This window comes from Tropicimonas sp. (genome assembly GCF_047971885.1).
Lineage (GTDB): Bacteria > Pseudomonadota > Alphaproteobacteria > Rhodobacterales > Rhodobacteraceae > Tropicimonas.
In genome coordinates, this window is sequence record NZ_JBKEAE010000199.1 from 22,831 (window position 1) to 45,045 (window position 22,215).

The 22,215-nt window shown below is 67.2% G+C and carries 19 protein-coding genes and 1 tRNA gene; 7 read left to right on the forward strand and 13 right to left on the reverse strand.

The features are described from left to right. The first annotated feature begins 13 nt into the window (after positions 1-13). Complete coding sequence (locus tag ACK5IR_RS16600; protein WP_416930469.1) at positions 14-1,630, forward strand: peptidoglycan-binding protein; 1,617 nt, start codon at positions 14-16, stop codon at positions 1,628-1,630. Positions 1,631-1,699: 69 nt separating this feature from the next. On the opposite strand, the gene ald is transcribed toward ACK5IR_RS16600, so the two are convergent. Continuing rightward, positions 1,700-2,818: an alanine dehydrogenase gene (gene ald / locus ACK5IR_RS16605; protein ID WP_416930471.1), complete on the reverse strand. Its 1,119-nt coding sequence runs from the start codon at positions 2,816-2,818 to the stop codon at positions 1,700-1,702. 122 nt (positions 2,819-2,940) lie between these two features. Between ald and ACK5IR_RS16610 the strand changes: the two genes are divergently transcribed. Beyond that, the gene (locus ACK5IR_RS16610; protein WP_416930473.1) at positions 2,941-3,402 is read left to right on the forward strand and encodes an Lrp/AsnC family transcriptional regulator; all 462 of its coding nucleotides are present in this window, start codon (positions 2,941-2,943) and stop codon (positions 3,400-3,402) included. On the opposite strand, the gene ACK5IR_RS16615 is transcribed toward ACK5IR_RS16610, so the two are convergent. The 3 genes from ACK5IR_RS16615 to ACK5IR_RS16625 all read right to left on the reverse strand — a co-directional run bounded on the left by ACK5IR_RS16615 (position 3,399) and on the right by ACK5IR_RS16625 (position 4,414). After that, positions 3,399-3,995: a LysE family translocator gene (locus tag ACK5IR_RS16615; RefSeq protein WP_416930475.1), complete on the reverse strand. Its 597-nt coding sequence runs from the start codon at positions 3,993-3,995 to the stop codon at positions 3,399-3,401. The two genes, ACK5IR_RS16610 and ACK5IR_RS16615, sit on opposite strands and share 4 nt — an antisense overlap. 142 nt (positions 3,996-4,137) lie before the next feature. Next, a complete protein-coding gene (gene ykgO, locus ACK5IR_RS16620) occupies positions 4,138-4,263 on the reverse strand; it encodes a type B 50S ribosomal protein L36 (protein ID WP_367807635.1) in 126 nt (41 codons plus the stop codon). Between the two features lie 76 nt (positions 4,264-4,339). Further along, positions 4,340-4,414: transfer RNA gene (locus ACK5IR_RS16625), tRNA-Val, on the reverse strand. Between the two features lie 158 nt (positions 4,415-4,572). Between ACK5IR_RS16625 and ACK5IR_RS16630 the strand changes: the two genes are divergently transcribed. Further along, complete coding sequence (locus tag ACK5IR_RS16630; RefSeq protein WP_416930477.1) at positions 4,573-5,436, forward strand: N-formylglutamate amidohydrolase; 864 nt, start codon at positions 4,573-4,575, stop codon at positions 5,434-5,436. Between the two features lie 18 nt (positions 5,437-5,454). On the opposite strand, the gene ACK5IR_RS16635 is transcribed toward ACK5IR_RS16630, so the two are convergent. After that, positions 5,455-6,708 carry a DNA polymerase IV gene (locus ACK5IR_RS16635; protein WP_416930479.1) on the reverse strand — a complete coding sequence of 418 codons (1,254 nt, stop codon included), beginning with the start codon at positions 6,706-6,708 and terminating at the stop codon, positions 5,455-5,457. A 150-nt stretch (positions 6,709-6,858) separates the two neighbouring features. On the opposite strand from ACK5IR_RS16635, the gene xrtT reads away from it, so the two are divergent. From xrtT to ACK5IR_RS16655, 4 genes are read left to right on the forward strand one after another with little or no spacing between them, the layout of a single operon-like run. Further along, complete coding sequence (gene xrtT / locus ACK5IR_RS16640; RefSeq protein WP_416930481.1) at positions 6,859-8,295, forward strand: exosortase T; 1,437 nt, start codon at positions 6,859-6,861, stop codon at positions 8,293-8,295. Beyond that, on the forward strand, positions 8,292-10,322 hold the full coding sequence (locus tag ACK5IR_RS16645; protein WP_416930483.1) for a VIT and vWA domain-containing protein: 2,031 nt from the start codon (positions 8,292-8,294) through the stop codon (positions 10,320-10,322). The genes xrtT and ACK5IR_RS16645 overlap by 4 nt, the downstream gene beginning before the upstream one ends. Positions 10,323-10,347: 25 nt before the next feature. Continuing rightward, positions 10,348-11,043 (forward strand): response regulator, encoded by a 696-nt coding sequence (locus ACK5IR_RS16650; RefSeq protein WP_416930485.1) that lies wholly within the window; start codon positions 10,348-10,350, stop codon positions 11,041-11,043. 2 nt (positions 11,044-11,045) lie between these two features. Beyond that, positions 11,046-12,629, forward strand: a complete 1,584-nt coding sequence (locus ACK5IR_RS16655) for an ATP-binding protein (protein WP_416930487.1) — start codon at positions 11,046-11,048, stop codon at positions 12,627-12,629. 16 nt (positions 12,630-12,645) lie between these two features. On the opposite strand, the gene ACK5IR_RS16660 is transcribed toward ACK5IR_RS16655, so the two are convergent. From ACK5IR_RS16660 to ACK5IR_RS16695, 8 genes are read right to left on the reverse strand one after another with little or no spacing between them, the layout of a single operon-like run. Beyond that, complete coding sequence (locus tag ACK5IR_RS16660) at positions 12,646-13,575, reverse strand: FAD:protein FMN transferase (protein ID WP_416930489.1); 930 nt, start codon at positions 13,573-13,575, stop codon at positions 12,646-12,648. After that, positions 13,572-14,090 (reverse strand): nitrous oxide reductase accessory protein NosL, encoded by a 519-nt coding sequence (locus ACK5IR_RS16665; RefSeq protein WP_416930491.1) that lies wholly within the window; start codon positions 14,088-14,090, stop codon positions 13,572-13,574. The genes ACK5IR_RS16660 and ACK5IR_RS16665 overlap by 4 nt, the downstream gene beginning before the upstream one ends. Then, positions 14,087-14,911, reverse strand: a complete 825-nt coding sequence (locus ACK5IR_RS16670; RefSeq protein ID WP_416930493.1) for an ABC transporter permease — start codon at positions 14,909-14,911, stop codon at positions 14,087-14,089. Before ACK5IR_RS16670 ends, ACK5IR_RS16665 begins: the two co-directional genes overlap by 4 nt. Then, positions 14,908-15,807 (reverse strand): ABC transporter ATP-binding protein, encoded by a 900-nt coding sequence (locus ACK5IR_RS16675; protein WP_416930495.1) that lies wholly within the window; start codon positions 15,805-15,807, stop codon positions 14,908-14,910. Before ACK5IR_RS16675 ends, ACK5IR_RS16670 begins: the two co-directional genes overlap by 4 nt. Continuing rightward, a complete protein-coding gene (locus ACK5IR_RS16680) occupies positions 15,797-17,059 on the reverse strand; it encodes a nitrous oxide reductase family maturation protein NosD (RefSeq protein ID WP_416930497.1) in 1,263 nt (420 codons plus the stop codon). Before ACK5IR_RS16680 ends, ACK5IR_RS16675 begins: the two co-directional genes overlap by 11 nt. Positions 17,060-17,062: 3 nt before the next feature. Further along, positions 17,063-18,973 carry a TAT-dependent nitrous-oxide reductase gene (gene nosZ / locus ACK5IR_RS16685; RefSeq protein ID WP_416930499.1) on the reverse strand — a complete coding sequence of 637 codons (1,911 nt, stop codon included), beginning with the start codon at positions 18,971-18,973 and terminating at the stop codon, positions 17,063-17,065. Continuing rightward, on the reverse strand, positions 18,966-21,167 hold the full coding sequence (locus ACK5IR_RS16690) for a 4Fe-4S binding protein (protein ID WP_416930501.1): 2,202 nt from the start codon (positions 21,165-21,167) through the stop codon (positions 18,966-18,968). Before ACK5IR_RS16690 ends, nosZ begins: the two co-directional genes overlap by 8 nt. Beyond that, positions 21,158-21,931 carry a hypothetical protein gene (locus tag ACK5IR_RS16695; protein ID WP_416930503.1) on the reverse strand — a complete coding sequence of 258 codons (774 nt, stop codon included), beginning with the start codon at positions 21,929-21,931 and terminating at the stop codon, positions 21,158-21,160. The genes ACK5IR_RS16690 and ACK5IR_RS16695 overlap by 10 nt, the downstream gene beginning before the upstream one ends. Positions 21,932-22,215 lie beyond the last annotated feature (284 nt).

Consider the following 22,215-nt stretch of genomic DNA (forward strand, 5'->3'; position numbering starts at 1 on the left):
TGGGAGGAACACAATGGGCAGGTATGCGGCAGCGATTCTGTTTGCCACGAGCATGGGCATGCTGGCGGGCGAGGTGCAGGCCGACAGGGCGCTGGCAATCGGACCACCCCTGCCAGAGGCCGGCTCCACCGAAGCGCTGCGGCAGGCGGGATTCAGCGTCATCACCGCCGATCCCGCCTCGGCGCCCGCGATGCGGGCGGCGCTTTCGCAATTCATGGAGGGTATCGGGCGTGAGCCGCGGATCGTGGTGCATCTGTCGGGCCGCTTCGTGCATGCGCACGGGCGAAGCTGGCTGCTGCAATCCGGTGGCACCGACCCGGTGCCCGACCTTGCAACGATCGAGGATGCGGCGCTGTCGGTCCGGACCGTGCTCGATATCGCCGGGCGGGTGCCCGGCAGCGCCATTGTGGCGCTCGGCGAAAGCACGTCCGAAGAAGAGCCCGGCCCCGGCCTCAGGCCGGGGATCGCGATTTCCGATATCCCGCAGGGGGTGACGGTCCTGTCGGGCAGCGATGGCGATATCGCCCGGTTCGTCGCCGCCGACCTCATGGCCCGGGGCAAGCCGCTGGCAGGGATGGTCGCCGACGCGCGGGAGATCAGGGGCAGGGGGTACCTGCCGCGGCGCATGTCCTTCCTGCCAGCGGACAGCAAGGCACCTGCCGCCGCGCCCGAAGCACAGCCCGCCGAGCGCGCCCTGTGGGAGGCGGCGCTGGCAAGGGACAGTATCGAGGCCTACGGGATGTATCTGGCAACCTATCCGCAGGGCGTCTTCGCGGACGGGGCAAGGGCGGCGATCGCGGCCATCGGGGACGAGCCCGCGCGCGCGGCGCGGCAGGCCGAGGACAGGCTTGGGCTTTCGTCCGGCGACCGCCGGCGCATTCAGGACCAGCTTGCGCTGCTGGGCTTCGAACCGGGCGGGGCGGACGGGGTTTTCGGGCCGGCCAGCCGCGCCGCGATCGCCCGCTTTCAGGCGCGCAACGGCTTTGCCGGAACCGGGTTTCTCGATTCGCTTCAGATCGAACGACTGACGCTGGAGGCCGAAAGGCGCGACAGCGAGGTCTGGGACGCGCTGGGGGCGACGCCCGACGAAGCCGGATTGCGGACCTATCTGGCGCGTTTTCCGCAGGGAAAATTCGCCCCGGTCGCTCAGGAACGGCTGGCGCGGATCGAGGCCGACAGGCAGGCGCTGGCCGGGGCGCAGGATCGTCGCGACTGGGCGGCGGCAGACAGCGCCGGTACCGTCGAAGCCTATAACGCCTATCTTGAAACGCACCCAGACGGCGCCTTCGCCGCCGAGGCGCGGCGACGGATCGACGCCGCCGCCGAACGCAGCCAGCAAAGGGAAGCCGCCCGGGCCGAGGCCAGGGAAACCGAAGCCGCACTTGGCATGGGCGTGACGGCCCGGTCGCTGATCGAGCAACGGCTCGAACAACTCGGCCTTGCGCCCGGAGCGGTCGATGGAACCTTCGATGCCGACACGCGCAAGGCGATCCGCGCCTTCCAGAAATCGCAGGGACTGGCGACGACCGGATTCGTCAGCCGCGATACGCTCATCGCGATGCTGGGCGGTATCGGCCAGATTCCGGGCCAGATTCCGGGCCAGATTCCGGGGCTGACCCTGCCTGACTGAGCCGGAGCGCCGGGGGCGATTCCGCTGCCACAGACCGGGGTCCGGCGCCGTGCGCGCCGGACCCTTCCGTCAGGCCGCCAGCGCCGCCTCGGGGTCGGTGTAATCGTAGCCCAGCGCCTCGGCGACGGCCGCGCAGGTGATCCTGCCGTCCCACACGTTGAGGCCGGCGCGCAGATCGGGGTCGCGGCGCAGCGCCTCCTTCCAGCCCAGATCGGCCATGCGCAGCGCATGGGGCAGGGTGACGTTGTTCAGCGCATAGGTCGACGTGCGCGCCACCGCACCGGGCATGTTGGCGACGCAATAATGCACGATGCCATCGACCTCGTAGGTGGGATCGGCATGGGTGGTGGGGTGCGAGGTTTCGAAACACCCGCCCTGATCGATGGCCACATCGACCAGAACCGCGCCTGTCTTCATCCCGGACAGGTCGGCCCGGCTTACCAGCTTGGGCGCCGCCGCGCCGGGTATCAGCACCGCCCCGATCACCAGGTCGGCGTCCGAGATCAGCTCGCGCACCCGCGTTCCGGTGGAATAGGCGGTCTTGGCACGGCTTTCGAAGTGAATGGCAAGCCGTTCCAGCACATCGGTGCTGCGATCGAGGATCGCCACATCGGCCCCCAGCCCGACCGCCATCTGTGCCGCGTTGAGGCCGACGACACCGCCGCCCAGCACCACCACCTTGGCCGGGGCAACCCCCGGAACGCCGCCCAGCAGCACGCCGCGCCCGCCATGGGCCTTTTCCAGCGCGGTGGCGCCCGCCTGAATCGACATTCGGCCGGCGACCTGGCTCATCGGCTTCAGCAGCGGCAGCGAGCCGCCCGGCCCGGTGACGGTCTCGTAGGCGATGGCGGTGACACCCGAGGCGATCAGCGCCGCGGTCTGTTCAGGGTCGGGCGCGAGGTGAAGATAGGTGTAGAGAAGCTGCCCGGGGCTCAGCATCGCGCATTCCTGCGGCTGCGGCTCCTTGACCTTGACGATCATGTCGGCGGCGGCGAAGACATCGGCCGCAGCGCCCGCGATATCGGCCCCCGCCGCACGGTAGGAATCGTCATCGGCACCGATTCCCAGCCCCGCGCCGGTCTCCACCAGCACGGCATGGCCATGATTCGCAAGTTCCGACACCGATTCCGGTGTCAGCCCGACACGGTATTCGTGGTTCTTGATTTCCCTGGGTACGCCAATCTGCATATGGTTCTCCTCCCTGAGCGTTCGGCACTTTTCACCAGACCGAACTGCCGGGGATTTTATTCTTGCGTGCCAGTCCGGGAAACCCCGATAATTTCCTGCCGACCCCATGGAACCGGAAAGAAATGCTCGACCGATTCGATGCCCAGATCCTGCGCGAGATGCAGCGCGATTCCGCCGTTCCGATCGCGGTGCTGGCCGACCGGATAGGATTGTCGACATCCGCCTGCCACCGGCGGGTGAAGCTGCTCGAGAAAGGCGGCCTGATCGCCGGCTATTCGGCGCGGGTCGATCCGCGTGCGCTGGGGCTCGACCTGGAAGCTTTCGTCGAGATCACGCTGACCTCGCAAAGCCAGGAGGCGCTGGATGCCTTCGAGCGGGCGGTGATGCTCTACGACGAAATTCTCGAATGCATCCTGACCACCGGAACGGCGGATTACATCCTGCGGATCGTGGCCCGGGACGTTGCCGATTACGACAACATCCACCGCAACTGTCTTGCCCGTCTTCCCGGCGTTTCGGGCATGCAGACGAGCTTTGCACTGCGCGCGATCAAGCAGCGGCGCGGCTATCCCGTGCCGGGCTAGCCGGCCAGCATCCACAGCGCGACCAGTGCAAGGATCGTTCCGAACGCGGCGTTCAGCCGGCGCGCGCCGCCCGCATCGCGGAACCGTGCACCCAGCCGGCTGCCGATCACCGTCCAGACGGTAAAGGCGACGAGGTTGTTGAGCGTGAAGACCGTTGTGATCCACAGCACGTCCGCCACCGCGCCACCGCCTGGCGCCGTCAGGAACTGCGAGAACAGCAGCACGATGATGACATAGGCCTTGGGGTTCAGCAAAAGCAGCATCGCACCGTCGACAAATCCCGCCGGCGCCGCCTCGGGTCCGCCCGCGCTTGCGCCCGCGCGCAGGAATCGCCATGCGATCAGGAACACGTAGCCGGCACCGAGCCAGCGGATCGCGACGAGAAAGCCGGGCACCAGGTCGGCCGCAGCGGCAAAGCCGAAGCCGGTTGCGGCGGTCACGGCCCAGGTTGCGGCGTGATAGCCCGCCGAGGCCGGAACGGTCGCCGCCAGCCCGAACCGCGCCCCGTTCGCCGCAAAGAACATGTTCCCTGGGCCGGGACTGTAGGCCAGCGGAAACAGGAACGCGACCAGCGCAAGCGACATTTCGAACATCCGGCAATCCTCCTGCCGCCGACAAGAGCCCGGCACCGCCCTTGTGGTCGACCCGGATCCTGCGCATCCGGCACCCGGATGCCGGAAAACGAAGAAGCCGCGGAAAACCGCGGCCCCCCAGATGTCTGCTTGTGTACGCTGATCAGCCCTGGCGGGCCTTGTAGCGGCGCTGGGTCTTGTTGATGACGTACACGCGGCCCTTGCGGCGCACGATACGGCAATCCCGGTGCCGGTTTTTCAGCGAGCGGAGAGAGTTACGGACTTTCATGTCTTTCCCCTTTGCCTCTTGCTCTGGCGCTGAAGGGCGCCGTTGTTTCGCCGAAGGCCACAATGGCCCTGATCCATGGTGGGCGGTACTGGGATCGAACCAGTGACCCCTACGATGTCAACGTAGTGCTCTACCGCTGAGCTAACCGCCCGGTCTTCCGCCTTGCGCCCAGGTGCGCCCCTTTCGCCAACGAAAAGGACGCAGAGCGATTCCGCGTCAGTGGAGCGCCGTATAAAAGGATCGGCCGGGGTGTTCAAGGACTTTCGGCGCGTGAAATTCTGTCGCTATATGGCAGAAGAAGGAGCGTTCATGGACCACCTGCCCTACAGACTGGAAATGCCCGCGCAGCGCGAATCCTGCGTTGTCTTTTCCTCGCCCCACAGCGGCAGCGCCTATCCGGAGGAATTCCTGCGCACCTCGATGCTTGACGAACGCTCGATCCGCTCCTCCGAGGACGCCTTTGTCGACCGCCTCTTCGCCATCGCCCCGTCGCTTGGCGCGCCGCTGCTCGCCGCCACTGCGCCGCGGGCCTATGTCGACCTGAACCGCGGCGCGGACGAGCTTGATCCGGCGGTGGTCAGGGGGGTTCGGGCCACCGGCCACAATCCGCGCATCTCGTCGGGTCTCGGGGTGATCCCGCGCGTGGTCGCCAACGGGCGCGAGATCTATCGCGGCAAGATCGACCACAAGACGGCACAGGCCCGGCTCGACCATGTATGGTGGCCCTATCACACGGCGCTCCAGGGCCTGCTCGACGGCAGCAGGCAGGCATTTGGCAGGGCAATCCTGATCGATTGCCATTCCATGCCGCACGATGCGGTGCGCGCCCTGCCCGGCACGTCTGGGCACAAGCCGCAGGTTGTGCTGGGCGACCGTTTCGGCGCTGCCTGCGCGCCCGATCACCTCGAACGGATCGAGGCCGCCTTTGCCGGCGCCGGGCTGCGCGTCGCCCGCAACGTGCCCTTCGCCGGCGCCTATATCGCACAGCGCTATGGCCGCCCCTCGCGCGGGCAGCATGTGGTGCAGGTCGAAATCGACCGGGCGCTTTACATGGACGAGGCCGAGATTCGCCCCGGCAGGGATTTCGAGACATTCCGCGGCCTGCTCGGCGGTATCGTGGCCGAGATTGTCGCCATCGGCCGGCCGGCCGCGCTCCCGCTCGCCGCCGAGTGATCCGCCGGCCTGCGGACCTCAGCGCAGGGCGCGCCCCTTGATGATCGCATCGGCGCCGAAGCGTGCGCGAATGGCGTCGGCGGCGCGTTCGGCCCTGGCACGAACCCCTGCCTGCGGATCGAGCAGATCGCCCGAAAGATCGCCACCGGAAGCCGGACAAAGCTCGCTCAGGCCGACACCGATCAGGCGGAACGGCCCCGGATCGCGCACCTGCGCCATCAGGCCGGCCGCCGTGCGGTAGATCCGGTCGGCCATCTGGGTCGCATCGTCGAGCGATATCCGGCGGGTCAGCAGCGCATGGTTGGCCCGCTTCAGTTTCAGCGTCACGACCCGCCCGGCGATGTCCCGCGCCTTGGCGCGGTCCGAGACCTTTTCGGCCAGCCGCCAGATATGGCCGTCGAGGATGTCGGCATCGGCGGTGTCCTCGAAAAAGGTCGTCTCGTTCAAGATCGATTTCATCGGCGCATCGCGCTGCACGCGCCGCCTGTCCTCGCCCCGGGCCAGGTGCCACAGCCGGTCGCCGGACGTGCCGAACCGGGCGTGCAACTCCTTGCGATCCCAGCGCCGCAGGTCGTCGAAGGTGCGAATCCCCGCGCGCTCGAGCGATTCCTGAAAGGCCTGCCCGACCCCCCAGATCAGCCGCACCGGCCGGTCGCGCAGGAAATCCGCCGTCTCGGCCCGGCCGATCACCGAAAAACCGCGCGGCTTGTCGATATCCGAGGCGATCTTGGCAAGAAACTTGTTGTGGCTGAGCCCGATCGAGCCCGAGAGGCGCAGTTCCCTCTCCATCCGCCGGACCAGCCCGGCCAGCATCACCGCCGGCGGCGCATGATGCAGTCGCGCCGTACCGGTCAGGTCCAGAAACGCCTCGTCGAGCGACAGCGGCTCGATGACCGGCGTCAGTTCCTCCATCATCGCCCGGATATGGCGCGAGGCCGCAGCATAGGCCGATCCGCGCGGCCGGATGACCACCGCCCCGGGGCAAAGCTTCAGCGCCCGGAACATCGGCATTGCCGAATGCACGCCGTAGGTGCGGGCGATGTAGCAGGCGGTGGAAACCACCCCGCGTTTCGCCCCGCCGACGATGACGGGCTTGTCGGCAAGCTCGGGATTGTCGCGCTTCTCGACCGATGCGTAGAAGGCATCGCAGTCCATATGCGCAATCGACAGGTCGAACAGCTCGGGATGCGCGATCACCCGCGGCGACCGGCAGGCCGGGCAGCGGGCAGCACCCTCGAAGGCGGTCAGACAGTCACGGCAGAGCGCAGGCATGCCGCCATTCTAGCGCCGGGGGCGGGCGGGAAACAGATGCAACGTACCGGACGGCGGACGGCATGACGCAGCCGGCCATCTCATCAATATCTGCACAACTTCGCAGCTTCGTCTGCACATCCGCCTGCGAGATCTCGCGGCATGATGTTCTTGCCGATACGTCCCGCCCCGCTTCTTTTCGCCGCCGCCTCCGCGACGCTGGCCTGGCATCCGGTGCTCTGGCTTGCCAACAGCTGGACCGACGCGGCTTACGATTCGTCCGGCTTTGTCTTTGCCATCGCCATCGTCGCACTTGTTCTGCGCAGCCTGGCCAGCGGCCCGGCGCGACCGGGCGGGTCCGGGGCGCTGGTCTGCCTGCTGCTGAGCGCGGCCGGCCTGCGCTTTCTGTCGCAGACCCTGGCGATAAATATCGTCGGCGGGGCGGCGCTGGCCGTCGATGTCGCGGCGCTCGCGTTGCTTGCCCGGGTCGACCGGCGGCCGCTGGCCCTGTCGCCCCTGTGGCTCGCGGTGCTGTTCCTGTTCTCGCTTCCGCTAGAGGCAGTCCTGGAGCGTCTGCTGGGTTTCCCGCTGCAGATGATCTCGGCCCGGCTTTCCTGCGGCCTGCTGGGACTGATCCACGACGGCACAAGCTGCGAAGGTATCAGGATCGGAATTGCCGGGCAGGATGTTCTGGTCGACCTGCCCTGTGCCGGCGCTGCGGGGCTGATGCTGCTGATGGCATTTCTCGCCGGGCTGAACGCCGTGCAGCGGCCGGCGCCGGCAACCGCACTTCTCCGGGGCGTGATCGCGCTGGGGCTGGCGGTGGCGGGAAACAGCCTTCGCATTGCCCTGCTTGCGATGGGGTTGGTACACGGTTTCGACGTGATGGCCGAGCCGGCGCATTCGCTGATCGGTCTTGCCACGCTTGCGCTTGCCGCTGCGCCGCTCGCCTTTTTGGGCCGCCCGCATCCGGGCTCTGCCACCCGCGCCGGCTCCCCCTCGTGGCACCTGCCTGCGGCCCTTCACCTGCCGGGCGGGCTCGCATGCCTTGGCCTCGCGCTGTGGATCGTCACACAGCCGGCGCGGCCGGTGGACATCTCGCATCCGGTTGCGCCCGCGCCGCTGCCGGCCTCGCTCGGTGGCCATGCCGGGGTGCCCGTGGCCCTCAGCCGGCTCGAGGAACGCTATTTCCGTGCCTATGGCGGGGCGGCGGCCAAGGTGCAGTACGGTCCGTTCGGGATCAACCGGGTGCAGACAACCTCGCCGCTGCGCCACCTGCACAGCCCCGAGGACTGCCTGCGCGGGCTGGGCTATCGCGTCGCGTTTCTCGGCACGCGCCACGCCGGCGCGCCATCGTCGGTCTATCGCGCCACGGCGCCGGACGGACGCACATGGCAGGTCGCCGTCACCTATGTCGCGCCGGACGGGCGGATGGTGCCGAGCGTGGCCGAGGCCGTCTGGCTCTGGCTCGGCGGCCGCAGCGGTACCTGGACCAGCCTGCAACGGATCACCCCGGCCGGGCTCGACGCGCCGGCGCGGGGGGCCATGGAAGCCGCGATCTTCGCGGCGCTCGATATCCCGATTATCAACAAGGAGCCGACGTCATGATCAGTCTTTCCTTCCGAACCCTGCTGTTCGCCTGTCTGGTCGCGGGCAGCAGCGCCGCCGCGCAGACCGGTGACCGCCCGGTCGCCGGGCAGATCATCGGCGAAACCGCCGGCGCAAGGGTGGCACTGCCGCTGCTGCGGTCGGACTACCGGGTCGAGATCGACGGAGATCTGGCCGATGTGACGGTGACCCAGGTCTTCGCCAACCCCCATGTCGTGGCGATGAGCGCGGAATACCTCTTTCCCCTCAACCGGCAGGCGGCAATTCACGCCATGAAGATGACGGTAGGCGACGAGGTCATACGCGAAACGATCCGCAAGAAGTCGGAATCCGAGGAAACGTTCGAGACCGCCGAGGCCGAAGGCAAGGCGGCGGCCCTGCTGACCCAGCACCGCCCCAACATGTTCACCCAGCGCGTCGCCAACCTGATGCCGGGCGTACCGGTCACGGTCGAGCTGAGCTATGTTCAGCCCGTTCCGCGCATCGACGGCGCCTATGAACTGGTGGTGCCGCTGCTCGTCGGCCCGCGCTACCAAAGCGCCCCGGAACCGGCGGAGGACAATTTCGCCGTGCTTCACACCGACGCGGCCGGGTGGGAGATGTCGGCACTGCCGGACTATCCGCCGGTGGCCGGGCTCGACCTGCCGGACGAGATCGCGCCCGAACGTGTCGGGCTCGACCTGCGGCTCACCTCTGCGGTGCCGGTCCTGTCGCTCAGCAGCGCCACCCACGATCTGGCGATAAGCGAGGATGGCAACAGCCAGCGCGCGGCCTTCGCCGATGGCCGGGTGATCGACAACCGCGATCTTGTGGTCCGCTACATCCTTGGCGGTGACACGGTAACGGCGGGCGCGTTGACCCACCGGGACGCGCGCGGCGGTTTCCTGTCGCTGCTGATCGAACCGCCGGCCGCACCCGAGGCGGTTCCGTCCACCCCGCGCGAGGTCGTGTTCGTGCTCGACACCTCGGGCTCGATGGACGGCGAGCCCATTGCGGCCAGCAAGCGCTTCATGGCGGCGGCGCTGGACGGCCTCAGGGAAGGCGATTATTTCCGCATCCTGAGCTTCTCCGACGCCACCAGCCAGTTCGCCGGCGACGCGCTGCCCGCCACGCCGGCCAATCTGCGCCGGGGATCGCGCTATGTCCGGGCGTTGCGCGCCGGCGGCGGAACCGAGCTTGACGCGGCGCTCGCCGCCGCCTTCGCCACCCGCCCGCCCGGGGATGCGCTGCGTCTGGTGGTGTTCCTGACCGACGGCTACATCGGCGACGAGGCGAGCGTGCTCGAACGCATCCGCCGCGATATCGGGCAGGCGCGCATCTACGCCTTCGGGGTGGGAACCTCGGTCAACCGCTACCTGCTCGACGGGATGGCCGACGAGGGGCGCGGCTATGCACGCTATGTCGATCCCGGCAAAGACGCCGGAGAGATCGCCGAACAGCTTGCCGCCGACCTGCGTACACCGCTTCTGACCGATATCGCGATCGACTGGGGCGATCTGAAGGTGACCGAGGTGACCCCGGCCCGCATCCCGGACCTGTTCGCCGGCAACCAGCTTCGCGTGCTGGCCCGTTACGAGGGCGACAGCGGCGCGCTGCGCGTCAACGGGCAGGTTGCCGGCCACCGGGCATCGCTTCCGGTGACGGTTGCCCCGGCCGGCGATGACGGCGGAACGGGCGAGGCGATTGCGCTGATCTGGGCACGGGGCCGCATCGCGGATCACGAGCGCGCGCTTGCCGTGCGCGCCGGCAATGCCACTGCCCACGAGGAAGCGATCACCCGCCTCGGGCTGGATTTCGGCCTGCAAAGCCGCTTTACATCCTTCGTCGCGGTGTCCGAACAGGTGATGAATCCCACCGGTGCCGCACAGCAGGCGAGCGTCGCACTGCCGCAGGGGGTGGGCGTACCGGCAACCGCCTATCCGGGTTTCAGCGGCTCGTCCACACCCGAACCGCAGGCGTTCCTTGGCCTGATCGTGCTGGGCGCCCTGACGGCGGTACGGCTTCACCGCCGCCGGCGGGCCTGCTAAGGCTGGCGCCAGAGAGGGACCGGGCATGAACACCACCCCATTGCATGTGCTGATCGTCGACGACGATCCGGGCATTCGCCAGGTGATCGCCTTCGCGCTGGAGGATGCCGGCATGCGCACGACCGAGGTCGACAGCGGCCAGCGCGCCGTGGCCGAGTTGCGCAGGCTGGACCCCGATATGGTGATCCTCGATATCGGCATGCCCGGTATCGACGGGTTCGAGACCTGCCGCGCCATCCGGCAGATCTCGGGCGTGCCGGTCCTGTTTCTCACCGCCCGCGACGAAGAGATCAACCGCGTGCTCGGCTTCGAGCTCGGCGCGGACGATTACGTGACCAAACCCTTCAGCCCGCGCGAGCTTGTCCTGCGGGTAAGGGCGATCCTGACCCGGCTGCGCGGCGGACGTCAGGACGAGGAGATCCTGCGCCACCATGCGCTCGAAATGGTGCCCGCCCGGCATCGCTGCACGCTCGGCGGGGTGGCTGTCGATCTGACAGCCACCGAATTTCAGGTACTCGCCGCGCAGCTAAGGGCGGGCGCGCGGGTGCTGTCGCGCGACCGGCTCATCCGGCTGATCTATGGCGACAGCGCGCAACATTCGGGCCGCACCATCGACAGCCACATCCGCAACGTGCGCCACAAGGCCGCCGCGATGGGGTATCCGGATGTCATCGCCACGGTCCATGGCGTCGGTGTAAAGCTGGGCACATGCCGGAACTGAGGGTGGCAAGAAAGTGGCGCCCGCCGCTGTGGCTGCTGATCGCGGCGCTGGTCTGCCTGCTGCTGTCGCTTCCGCTTGCCGGGCTGGGGATTGCGCGGCTGGCCGACGATCAGTTCGTGCGCGAGACCGAACGCAGCCTGATTTCCCAGTCGGCAGTTCTGGCCGAGGTCTATGCCGGCGCGCTCGACCTGGCCGACCCGGCTCTTGGGGCAGCGCTTCCCGTTTCGCCGGCGGCGGGGGAACGCGATGCCGAGACCTTCCACCCAATCGAGCCGGTACTTTCCCTGACCGGCAGCGAAATCGCCGAGCCGGCACCCGAGGGCAGGGTGGCGCCACATCCGCCGGCCGCCGCCTATCTGCAGGTCGCCAGGCACCTGTCGGCACTTGCGCAACGCTCGCAGAAGACAACGCTGGCCGGCTATCGCTTCACCGACGCGAGCGGGCAGGTCATCGCATCGAGCGGTGCCGGAATCGGGACATCGCTGCGCCACCTGCCCGAAATCGAGACGGCGCTTTCCGGCCGGGTGGCAAGCAGCCTGCGCTATCGCGAGCCGCTGGAGGAACGGCATACGCTCGATTCGATCAGCCGCGACACCACCTTCCGCGTCACCGTCGCCCATCCGGTGTTCCTGAACGGGAGGATCGCCGGCGTGGTCGTGGTTTCGCGCACCCCTGACGGGCTGCGAAAGTTCCTCTATCGCGAGCGGCACTATCTGGGACGGATCTTCGCGCTGACCGCCGGGGCGGCGCTGCTGATCGGCTTTGTCTTCTGGCGCGCCATCTCGTCGCCGATCCGTGCACTCAGGACACAGAGCCAGGAGGTCGCCAGCGGCCGGCGGCCGGCGCCCGAACCGCTGGCCCACTACGGCGTGCGCGAGTTGGCCGAGCTTGGGCAGAGCGTCCTGTCGATGGCCGGAACGCTGTCGGAACGCTCCGAGGCGATCGGCACCTATACCCAGCACGTCACTCACGAACTGAAATCGCCGGTCACGACCATCGTCGGCGCCGCCGAACTGCTCGAAACGGCGGGCGACAGGCTCGATCCGGCACGCCGCGCCCGCCTGCTGGCCCAGATCGGCGCCGAGGGGCACCGGATGGACCGGCTGCTGTCACGGCTGCGCGAACTGGCGCGGGTGCGCACCTTCTCGGGCGAGGAAACCACCGATCTTGCCGGGGCGGTCTCGCTGCTCGCTCCGCGGTTTCCCGCGCTCGATATCCGTGTCGCGGCGCCCGGAGGCTGGCAGGCCGGCCTTTCGGCGGACGAGTTGGAAATCGTGCTGACACAGCTTCTGCAGAATGCGGCGGAACATGGCGCCGGCCGGGTAGATCTGGCCGCCGACGCCGGTGCGCGGATCCTGTCGGTCGGCGACGACGGCGCGGGGATTCCGCCCGGGCAGCGCAATCGGGTGTTCGACCCGTTCTACACGACCCGCCGGGCCGAGGGCGGCACCGGGATGGGCCTCGCCATCGTCGCCGCCATCATCGAACGGCGGCGCGGGCACGTCCGGGTGGGCGACGTGGCGTCCGGCACCGAGATCCGCCTGTTCCTGCCGGGATCGCACCCCGCACCTGCGGAATCGTCGTAAGACCCCGCAGCCGGGATCAGACCAGCGCCTCGACCTTCGCATCCGGGAACTGCGCCACAATCGCCCCGGCGCGATCCGCTTCGACCAGACAGCAGGCGGTCGACAGGCCATCGGCCAGCGCCGCATCCGGCGCACTGACCGAAACCAGTGTCCGGTCACCGGCCGGGTCCCCGCTGCGCGGGTCTATGATATGGCCGATCCGCCCCTGCGGGTCGAGAACCGTCCCGAGCGGCGACGACGTGGCGAGCGCCCGGTCGGTCAGCGTGATCCGGTGCAGGATCGTGCCGTCGTTGCCGGCGATCCCCGCCACCCACGGCTCACCGCCCGTCTTGTGACCGGTCGCCAGAACCTCGCCCATATCGACGACCGTATTTCCGAACCCCCGCCGCGCCAGCAGGCGCGCGATGCGGTCGGTGATGTAACCCTGGGCGATGCCGTTGAGCGTCAGCGCCATGCCCGGCCGGTCGAAACCGATAGCGCCGGCATCGAAGCGCAGATGCTGCCAGCCGGTGCGTTCGAGCGCCGCCTCACGCTCGGCCGGAGTGACCTGACGCCCTTTGGTCGCCGCTTCCGCGTGGGCGTGCCAGAGAACCTGCACCGTCGGATCGAAGGCGCCGGCGCTTTCGCGATGGAGCGTGTCGCACAGGCTCAGCACTTCCAGCAGTTCCGCCGGCGGTGCCGTCAGTTGCCCGTCGCGGTTGAGCGCCGCCAGCGACGAACCCGGGCGGAACAGGCTGAAGATGCCCTCCAGATGCGAAAGCTCCGCCTCGACCGCCGAAAAGACCGGCTGCGCGGCGGCGGGCGAAACGCCCTCCAGCCGGATCGATGCCGGCGCCCCCAGCGCCATACCCTGCCATGTCGCGCCCCCGCCGGAGGCCAGCGCGGGTGTGGCGCATATCGCGGCGGAGATGCACAGGAAGCGGCGGCGGGAAAGCGGCAGGGTCATGAAGGTTGCTCCAGCACAATTTCGAGATCGACGGGGCCGATGGCGGCATCGGCGGGGATGGTGTCCAGCTGCAGAATCTCTCCACCATAGCGCACGGCAAAGGTCTCTGCATCCTGTTGTCGGGCGAACGGCACGATTTCCGGCGCCCCCATGCCGCCGGCAACCCCCGCACCGACGACGAAATACGCCTGATGGGCATCGATCCAGTTGGCGGTGCCCGGCCGGGCCCAGCTCGGCGCCGCCCCCATGTCGCTGACATAGACAGCGATCACCGGCGCATCGCGCTCCGGACTCTTGAGAAAGGCCACCAGATCGCGAACCTGGGCGAAAAAGAGCGGCGCCGGGAAGCCGTCGAGGTGAATCTGGCCCTTGGGGCCGCCGTGATCGGCAACATTCATCTGGCAGAAATAGCTCAGCGCGTCCTCAGTCATTTCGACCGGGGCCGGGGCCTCGGCTGCCTCTTCGCGGCAGGCAGACAGCAGGACGGCAAGCAGAAACGGAAGATACGCTCTCATGGCTCCAGCCTCCGGAAAGCGGCCAGCGCCAGCGCAAAGCCGATGAACAGCCAGGCCAGAACCGAAAGCGGCGCCGCCCAGGGCGGCAGGCTGGCAGCCACCCCGGTCATGCCGGTGGCCAGCGCCACGCCCTCGGTCGAGGCGATATTCCACAGCCGGAAGGCATCGGCCGGATTGGCGACCATCACCCAGGGAAAGAAGCTGGTGGTAAAGGTGCCGCCGCTGTCGATCACCACCGCGCCGAGCAGGCCCAGATCGTAAAGCACGACGAAAACGAGCCAGAGCGCCGCCGCGCCGCCGGCCGCCGCCGTCGGGCTGCCGGAAGCGGCCGAGATCATGTAGCCGAAGGCGAGGAAGACCGCCCCAAGCAGGATCGAGGTGCCGATCAGCCGCAGCAGTGCCAGCACGCTCTCCGGCCCCGCGCCGCCGGTCGCCGCCGCCGCCGCGCCGGCCAGCCCGAAGCCCACGACAAGCGCGATGGCGAGCGCCGCGAGATGGGCGAGGTACTTGCCCAGCAGGATCTCGCCCCGCCCGGCCGGGTAGGACAGCAGCAGCGCCAGGCTGCCGCGTTCGACATCGCCGGCGATGGCGTCGAAGCTCATCATCAGCGCCAGCAGCGGCGCCAGATAGACCGACAGCGTCGTCATCGAGGCCACCGAGACGGTCAGCCGGTCCACCCCGAGCGAGCCGGTGGGTGCGGAGCCCGCGAAGCTCAACGCCAGCGCGAAAAGCACCATGATCAGCGTGGCCATGAACAGCCAGCGGTTGCGGCGGGCAATGGTCATTTCCATCCGCGAGATGGCGAGAATACGGGTGCTCATGCCGTCCCCTCCTGCGAATAATGGCGATAGAGATCCTCAAGGCGCGGCGGCGTCATCTCGATATCCTCGATCTGCTCGCCCATCGCGGCGAGACGGCGCAGCGCCTCCATCTTGGCATCCGGGGCGCAGTCGATCTCCACCGAAGCGCCATTGATCCGCACCCCTCCGGTCTCGCTGGCCAGCCTTTCGGCCTGCCCCTCGCGCGCCACGATACGCAGCCGCGTCGGCAGGCCGGCCTTGCGCGACAGGTTGCGCAGCGTGTCATCGGCAACCAGCCGGCCCTGCCGCAGGATGGCGATCCGGTCGGTGCGGGCCTCGACCTCGGTCAGGGCGTGGGAGGCGATGAGCACGGCAGTGCCCTGCGCGGCCATCTCGTCGATAATGGCGTAAAGCTCCTGACGCGAGGCCGGATCGAGCCCGCTTGTCGGCTCGTCGAGCAGCGCCAGCGTCGGCCGGCCCAGCAACACCTGCGCCAGCCCCAGCCGCTGGCGCATACCCTTGGAATATGTGCCGACGCGCCGGTCCGCGGCACGGGCCAGTCCGACGCGCTCCAGCAGGGCGGGAACCGGCGCGGTCCCGGTCCCGGCGAGCCGGGCGAAAAAGGCGAGCTGTTCGCGGCCCGTCAGCTTGGGGTGGAAGCTCACCGCCTCTGGCAGGAAGGCCGTCGCCCGGCGCGCGGCGGCGCTGCCCGGGGCGGCGCCCGCGATGCGGATGCTGCCGGAGGAGGCCGGCGTCAGCCCGAGCGCGATCTTCATCAGCGTGCTCTTGCCCGCACCATTATGGCCCAGAAGCGCCACCCGCTGCCCGGCGGCGACCGCAAGCGTCACATCGCTCAGCACCGGCACGCGGGCGCGCAGCTTGCCCAGGCGCTCGACGATCAGGATGTCAGTCGTCATCTGGTATCTCCCGGCCGTTCAGCCCGATTTCGGGCGGCTGCATCAGCGGATGGCTGTCGATGACACCGCCCGGCAGCAGCGCCGGAAAGGCCGATTGCGACCATCGCACAAGCTGCACCGCCGGCGAGCCAAGCAGCAGCTTGGCGGCAGGCTGGGTCCACAGCACATGGTCCATGCTGTCGTTGGGCCGGTAGGGCGCATCGGCAAGCCCGTCGCCGTTGAGGTCGTAGCCCACGAAATCGCTCCAGTAGTTGCCGCGCCCGTCCTCGGACCATTCCACCCAGCGCGAGGAGACGAATTTCACCTGCGTCCGGTTGCCGATGAAGGCATTGCCGGCAATCCGGTTGCCCTCCGACCCGGCGGTGAAATGCAGCCCGATGCCACAGCGCTCGAAGTGGTTGTCATGGAAGTGGTTCTTGTTGGCATTATAAAGGAAAGTGCATTTTTCCTGCGTCTCGCGGACGTAATTGCCGCTGACCTCGCCATGATTGGCGTAATTCATCATCACGCCGTGCTCGCGGTCGCGGATCGAGATATTGTCCAGCACCCGCACCCGGTTGGAGAACATCACCGCATAGCCCAGATCATTGCCGATCGAGATATTGCCCGAGACCTCGGAATCGTTGGCATACATGTAGTGGACGGCAAAGCGCAGGTCGCGGAACCGGTTGCCGCGGAAGATGTTGCGCTTGGAGGTGTTGACGAAGATGCCGTCGCGTCCGAAGCGGATGTCGTTGTTCTCCACCACGCTGCCCGGCGCGTTCCAGACATAGACGCCATTGCCACGATCGTTCATCCGCCGGTCCTGCCGGCCCTCGATGGTGTTGCCGGCAACCACCGCGTCCGTCGCACCGTGGATGTCGATACCGTAGAGGTTGCCGGTCAGAATATTGTCCCGGATCTCGGCCCGCATTGCGCCACCGGTCAGCTTGATACCGGCATCGATGGTCTCGTGCGAGGAGCCCGACCCCACCACGGCAAGCCCCGTCACCGAGACATCCGGCCCGGTGACGGTGATCACGCTTCCCTGCCCGCCACCGTCGATGGTGGCGCCTTCGCCCGTCAGGTGAACCGGACGGTCGAGCAGCAGGGTCTCGCGATAGGTGCCCGGGCCCAGGCGCACGACATCCCCGTCGGCCGCCAGCGCCAGGGCTTCGGCAATCGCCCCGGGCCGCACCGCAACCACCCACTCCGCCGCCGAAAGCGGCGATGCGAGGCAGGCAAGGAAGCAGAGCGCCCGGGGCAACCGCATGGATCAGGCCTGACGCGGTTCGACGAACATGCGGCCGCGCATCTCCATGTGGAGCGCGTGGCAGAACCACTGGCAATAGTACCAGTGCACGCCCGGCCGGTCGGCGGTAAAGGTGACCGAGGCGGTGGCCTGCGGCGCAAGCTCCATCGCGACACCGTAGTTCGAGATGGTGAAGCCGTGGGTCAGATCGTCGATATCGTCCATGTTGGTGATATAGACGGTCACCTCGTCGCCCTGCCTGACGGTGAATTTCTCCATCGAGAATTCGGGCGCCACCGAGGACATGTAGACCCGCACCTTGTTGCCGTCGCGGATCACCTCGTCATGACCCCAGTCGAGATCGACGCCATCGGCCTCGGCCTGCCGGCGCGCATCTTCCCACATCGGATCGTTGCGATCCCACGAGTTGCGGGGATTCACGATGTCGCGGCGGACGATGATGCAGTCGTGCGGCTCGGCGAATGTCGGGCCGTCGTGCACCAGATTCATCGAGCCACCCGAAATGTCGATCAGCTGATCGTTCTCGGGCTTGAGCGGGCCGACATTGATGAACCGGTCCTTTGAGAACTTGTTCAGCGAAATCAGCCATTTGCCATCTGCTTCCTTGGTTTCGCCCATGGACGAATGGTTATGGCCCGGCTGATAGTGCACGTCGATCTTCTGGACGATCGGGTCCACTTCCGCGCCGCCATATTGCTCGATCGCCCTCTCGATGTTCCACATCACCATCTGGCTGTCGAGGAAAAGCGTGGTATAGGCGTTGCCCTTGCCGTCGAAGGCGGTGTGAAGCGGCCCGAGGCCGAGCTGGGGTTCGGCGACGATGCAGGAGCGCGGCTCGGCGCCTTCATAGAACACCGCGTCGAGTTTCTCGACATCCATCACCGAAACGGTGGGCGAGAGCTTGCCGTTGATACAGACATGTTTCATGTCCGGCGCGGTGTTGATGCCATGCGGCGAGTTGGGGATCGGGATGTAGCGGGTATAGTTCTTGCCCGAATCCTTGCGCCCGTCGAACACCTTGACGCCGTTCAGCTCCTGGAAATCGCCCGCCTCGATGCCGGCCTCGATCTCCTTGATGTTGAAGACCACGACATGATCCATCTCGGTTGCCGTCATCTCGGCCAGGTTCATGCCCATTTCCGAGTTGTAGCAGGTCGAGAAGGCGTATTTGCCCTGATAGTCGCAATCAGTGTTGTCGAGGTTGCCCGAAACCATTACCTGCCACGCCACCTCCATTGTATCGCCGTCGACGGCGGTGAAGATGTTCACATATTGCGAGGGATCGTCGAGCACCGTGCCGTCGTTGACCAGCGGCGCCTCGTGCTCGCCATTGGCAAAGATATAGCCGGTGCGCGGGAATTTCTGCGGCCGCAGGCCGTGGATGTCATGCGCGTTGGGGATCTCGGTGATCTTGTCGCATTTCATCACGTCGCAGCGGATGCGGGCCACGCGGGTATTGGCCTTGTCCTGCATGAACAGATAGCGCCCGTCATAGGTGCCGTCGGTGAAGGACATGTGCGGATGGTGTAGGTCCCCGTTGTCATAGGTCACGCGGCCCTTCTTGGCGAGGAAGGCCCTGGTATCCTCGGTCAGACCCTCGGTCAGCACCTTGAGGCTCTCGTTGGTCTGGCCCCAGCCGGTGGCGGAGCAGCGGTTGAACACAGGCACGCGCATCAGCTCGCGCATCGACGGTACGCCGATGATGCGCAACTCGCCGCTCTGGCCCGAGGACCAGAAGCCGTAGTAATCGTCCAGTTCACCGGGCGCGAGGTTGACATGCGCCTCCTGCGCGCGGGCGGGTTTGCCGGCCATCAGCGCGCCGCCGACCCCGGTCGAGGCGATCACCGCGCCCGTGGCAGTTGCGCCGAGCATTCCGCGGCGCGTCATCGCGAGTTTCTTGAATTCCTCAGACATGGGCGGTTCCCTCCTTAAGGTTATCCTTTGGTTTTCTTGCGTTGGGGTGGCTTGCGGGCGGCCGGGCAAGCGGCGTTCCGGTTCGCTCCCGGCGCTTCATCCTGCGGATGACCACCGGGCATTTCGCTGTCGACTGATAGAGCACCTGGCAATGCAGGCAGTTCACGCATTCGTTGGGATTGATCTCGCCGGTCGGGTGGATCGCCTGGACCGGGCATTCGTTGGCACAGGTCTGGCATGGGCTGCCACAATCGGGATAGCGGCGCAGCCAGTCGAACATGCGCATCCGTGCCGGAATCGCCAGCGCTCCGCCGAGCGGGCACAGGTAACGGCAATAGAAGCGCTCGACGAACAGCCCGGCCAGCAGGAGGATCAGCGCATAGACGACGAAGGGCCAGTCGCGGACGAATTTCAGGATGATCGCGGTCTTGAACGGCTCGACCTCGGCCAGATGCTCGGCCTGCGGGATGGAGACCAGCGAGATGCCGAAAAGCCCCAGGAAGAGCATGTACTTGATCGGCCAGAGCCGTTCGTGCAGGCCCCAGGGCAGTTCCCATTGCGGCACTTTCAGCGCGCGGGCGATCTGGTTGGTCAGTTCCTGAAGCGCACCGAACGGACACAGCCAGCCGCAATAGGCGCCGCGCCCCCAGAATATCAGCGAGGCAGCGACGGCGAACCACTGGATGAAGACCAGCGGATCCATCAGGAAGGCATCCCAGGTGAAGCCCTCGCGCAACTGGCCGGCCAATGCCATCAGGTTGACCACCGAAAGCTGCGCATTGGCATACCAGCCGATGAAGACCAGCGTCATGGTCAGATATCCGATACGGAACCAGTAGAAGACACGTTCGTTCGCCGTGGCCTGGAACTGGAAGAAGAAGGTCGTGGTCAACACCAGAAGCATGCCGCCGAGAACGGCGATCTCGGTCGTCCGGTCGCGCCAGATGCGCTGCCAGAGCGCCGTCTTGGCCGCCGCCTCGTCGTCGTCGGTGGCAACGGCCTGCGGGGCGGGGGCCAGCGGCAACAGGTAACGTTCGGGCAGTTGATAATCCAGATCGAAGGTCAGGAAGGTCTTTTCCACCGCGCCGATGGCACGCTGCACCAGCAATTGCAGGCGAAAGGGCTCGGCCGGATCGAAATCGGCCTCGGCCGGAATCCTGAAGATATCGACTTCGGTGAAGGATGGCGCGTCCGGCGTCGCCAGACTGCCCAGACGCCGGTGCTGCTTGTCGGTGAAACGAACCGACTGGTCGCCCTCGATCAACTGGATCCGGTCGAAAATCCCGCCACGCACGTAGCCCGAGCCCTTGAACGAATAGCGGCCGCGGCCAAGCACGAGGATCGCATGCTCCCCCTCGCCCAGCCAGGCGGTGAGGTTGGCGTATTCGGCCTCGCCCAGCAGGCTGCGGCCGATCGACGGAACGCTGACCAGCGCCATGTACATGTCGATGAAGGTCTCGTCCGGCGAACCGGGTTCGGGCCGGGCGATGGCGCGCGCGTCGCCGGTCGCCTCGAAGGCGGCATTCACCTGACCGATGTCGAGCGACAGGCGGCGGACCGAGCCGTCGCCGGCAAGCGTCTGCCAGCTTGCGATTTCGTCCATCGACGGGTCGAGTTCGCGGCGCGGCCCGGTTTCGACCGGCGCAAGGCCGCCCAGACCCAGCGCGCGCGCAACCTTGAGCCCGGCGCGGACAAGCGAATCGTCGATCACCATGATGGTGACGGTCGCGCCCGAGATGATATCGAGATCGTGCGCCGAGCCGCCCGCCGCCGCCTCCGCCTTCAGGTCGAGCCCGGCGTAGGAGGCCGTCAGCGCCTTGACCCTGGTATCGGGGATGCCGATCAGCACGATGGGTTCGGAATGCTTGACCAGCTTGACCCCGGTCAGCACCGCATCGTCGTCGATCGCGGCAACGACATGGATCGGCTTGCCGGAATATCCGGTCGTGCCGACAAAATCCGATGTCAGAAAGGCCCAGGCAACCCGTTCGCCTGACCTGAGGACAGATGCGGCGGGAATGTCGTCGCGCAGCGGGCCAAAGGCGTCGGCGTCAGGATAAAGCTCGGACGGCGCCACGTCGGGCAGGAAGCTGGCGAGCGTGTCGGCGGTCGCACCGCCCGTCCCCGCCAGCAGAAGCGTCAGGGAAACCCCGATCGCCGCAAACCAGAGATTGAGTGTTCGCCTCAGATCCATGACACCCTCTTGGCTGGAAATGCCGGCGTCAGGATCGCGGTCTTGGTCGTTTCGATCGCTTTGCTGCCGCCCGGTGGGCCGCGCGTTTCCGGCCAGAGACCGCGCTGACTGACGACGTGCTGCGTCAGGCCAAAGTCGACCGGTACGGCAGCCACCGTTTCCGGCCGGTCCGCACCCTGGGAAACCGGCAGATCGAATGCGCCGAGACTGATGCAGAACGCGCAATCGGCGCAACCGCCCTGCGCCGGCCCGACGGGCACATCGACGTTTCCGGCCGCGTCCATCCGCACCACGACCACGCCGACACCGCTGCAGATTTCAACCAGCGTGCCCGAGGCACGACCCTGGCAACAGATACCGGATTGCATCAGGACCAGCGCGGCACACAGAACCACGCCGAGAAACGGCAGGCCACGCGGCCTCGACGTCTGGCGATTGGGTCCGTGCGGGCGCACTACAACAAGTCTCCGGTTCGATTCGGGCAGAGGGTATCGAACCGGTGCGGCGGGTTTCTTGACTTTGGTCAGGTGGTGACGTGCCGTCAGATGTCGTTTTTTGTCGCTCCTGTCGCCCGGGCAGACAATGGCCGGAGAACCGGCGCCGGTCAGCCGCAGCGGCCCGTTCGGCGCCGAATGGCGGCGTGCGAATCGCGACGGCGATGAAGACACGTCGAAAGACCGGAGGACAAGGGCCTGCATCCACGGCCGGAATGCCGGCGAGGCGCCCATCGAACGCCACAGGCACCGATACGAATGTCGCAACATGTCCGGCATCCCGTTCCGATCAGTTTATATCCGGCTCGACAACAACTCCACAAAAACCATATTATTGTTTACATATCCGAGACGTTTGCATGACGAAACGGAACGGTCAAGCCCGACCGACCGACCCGGTACACTGGAACGGCCGGATTGCGGCCGAATAATACTATAGCGCGGCGCTGCCTGTTGGACGTTCCGCGCAGATTCCGTGGACACGGATGAGCGTGGCGCGCTTAACTGGACGGATGGAAGTTCGCGATCAGCAGTTCGCGCGCCGGCTGGCTGCG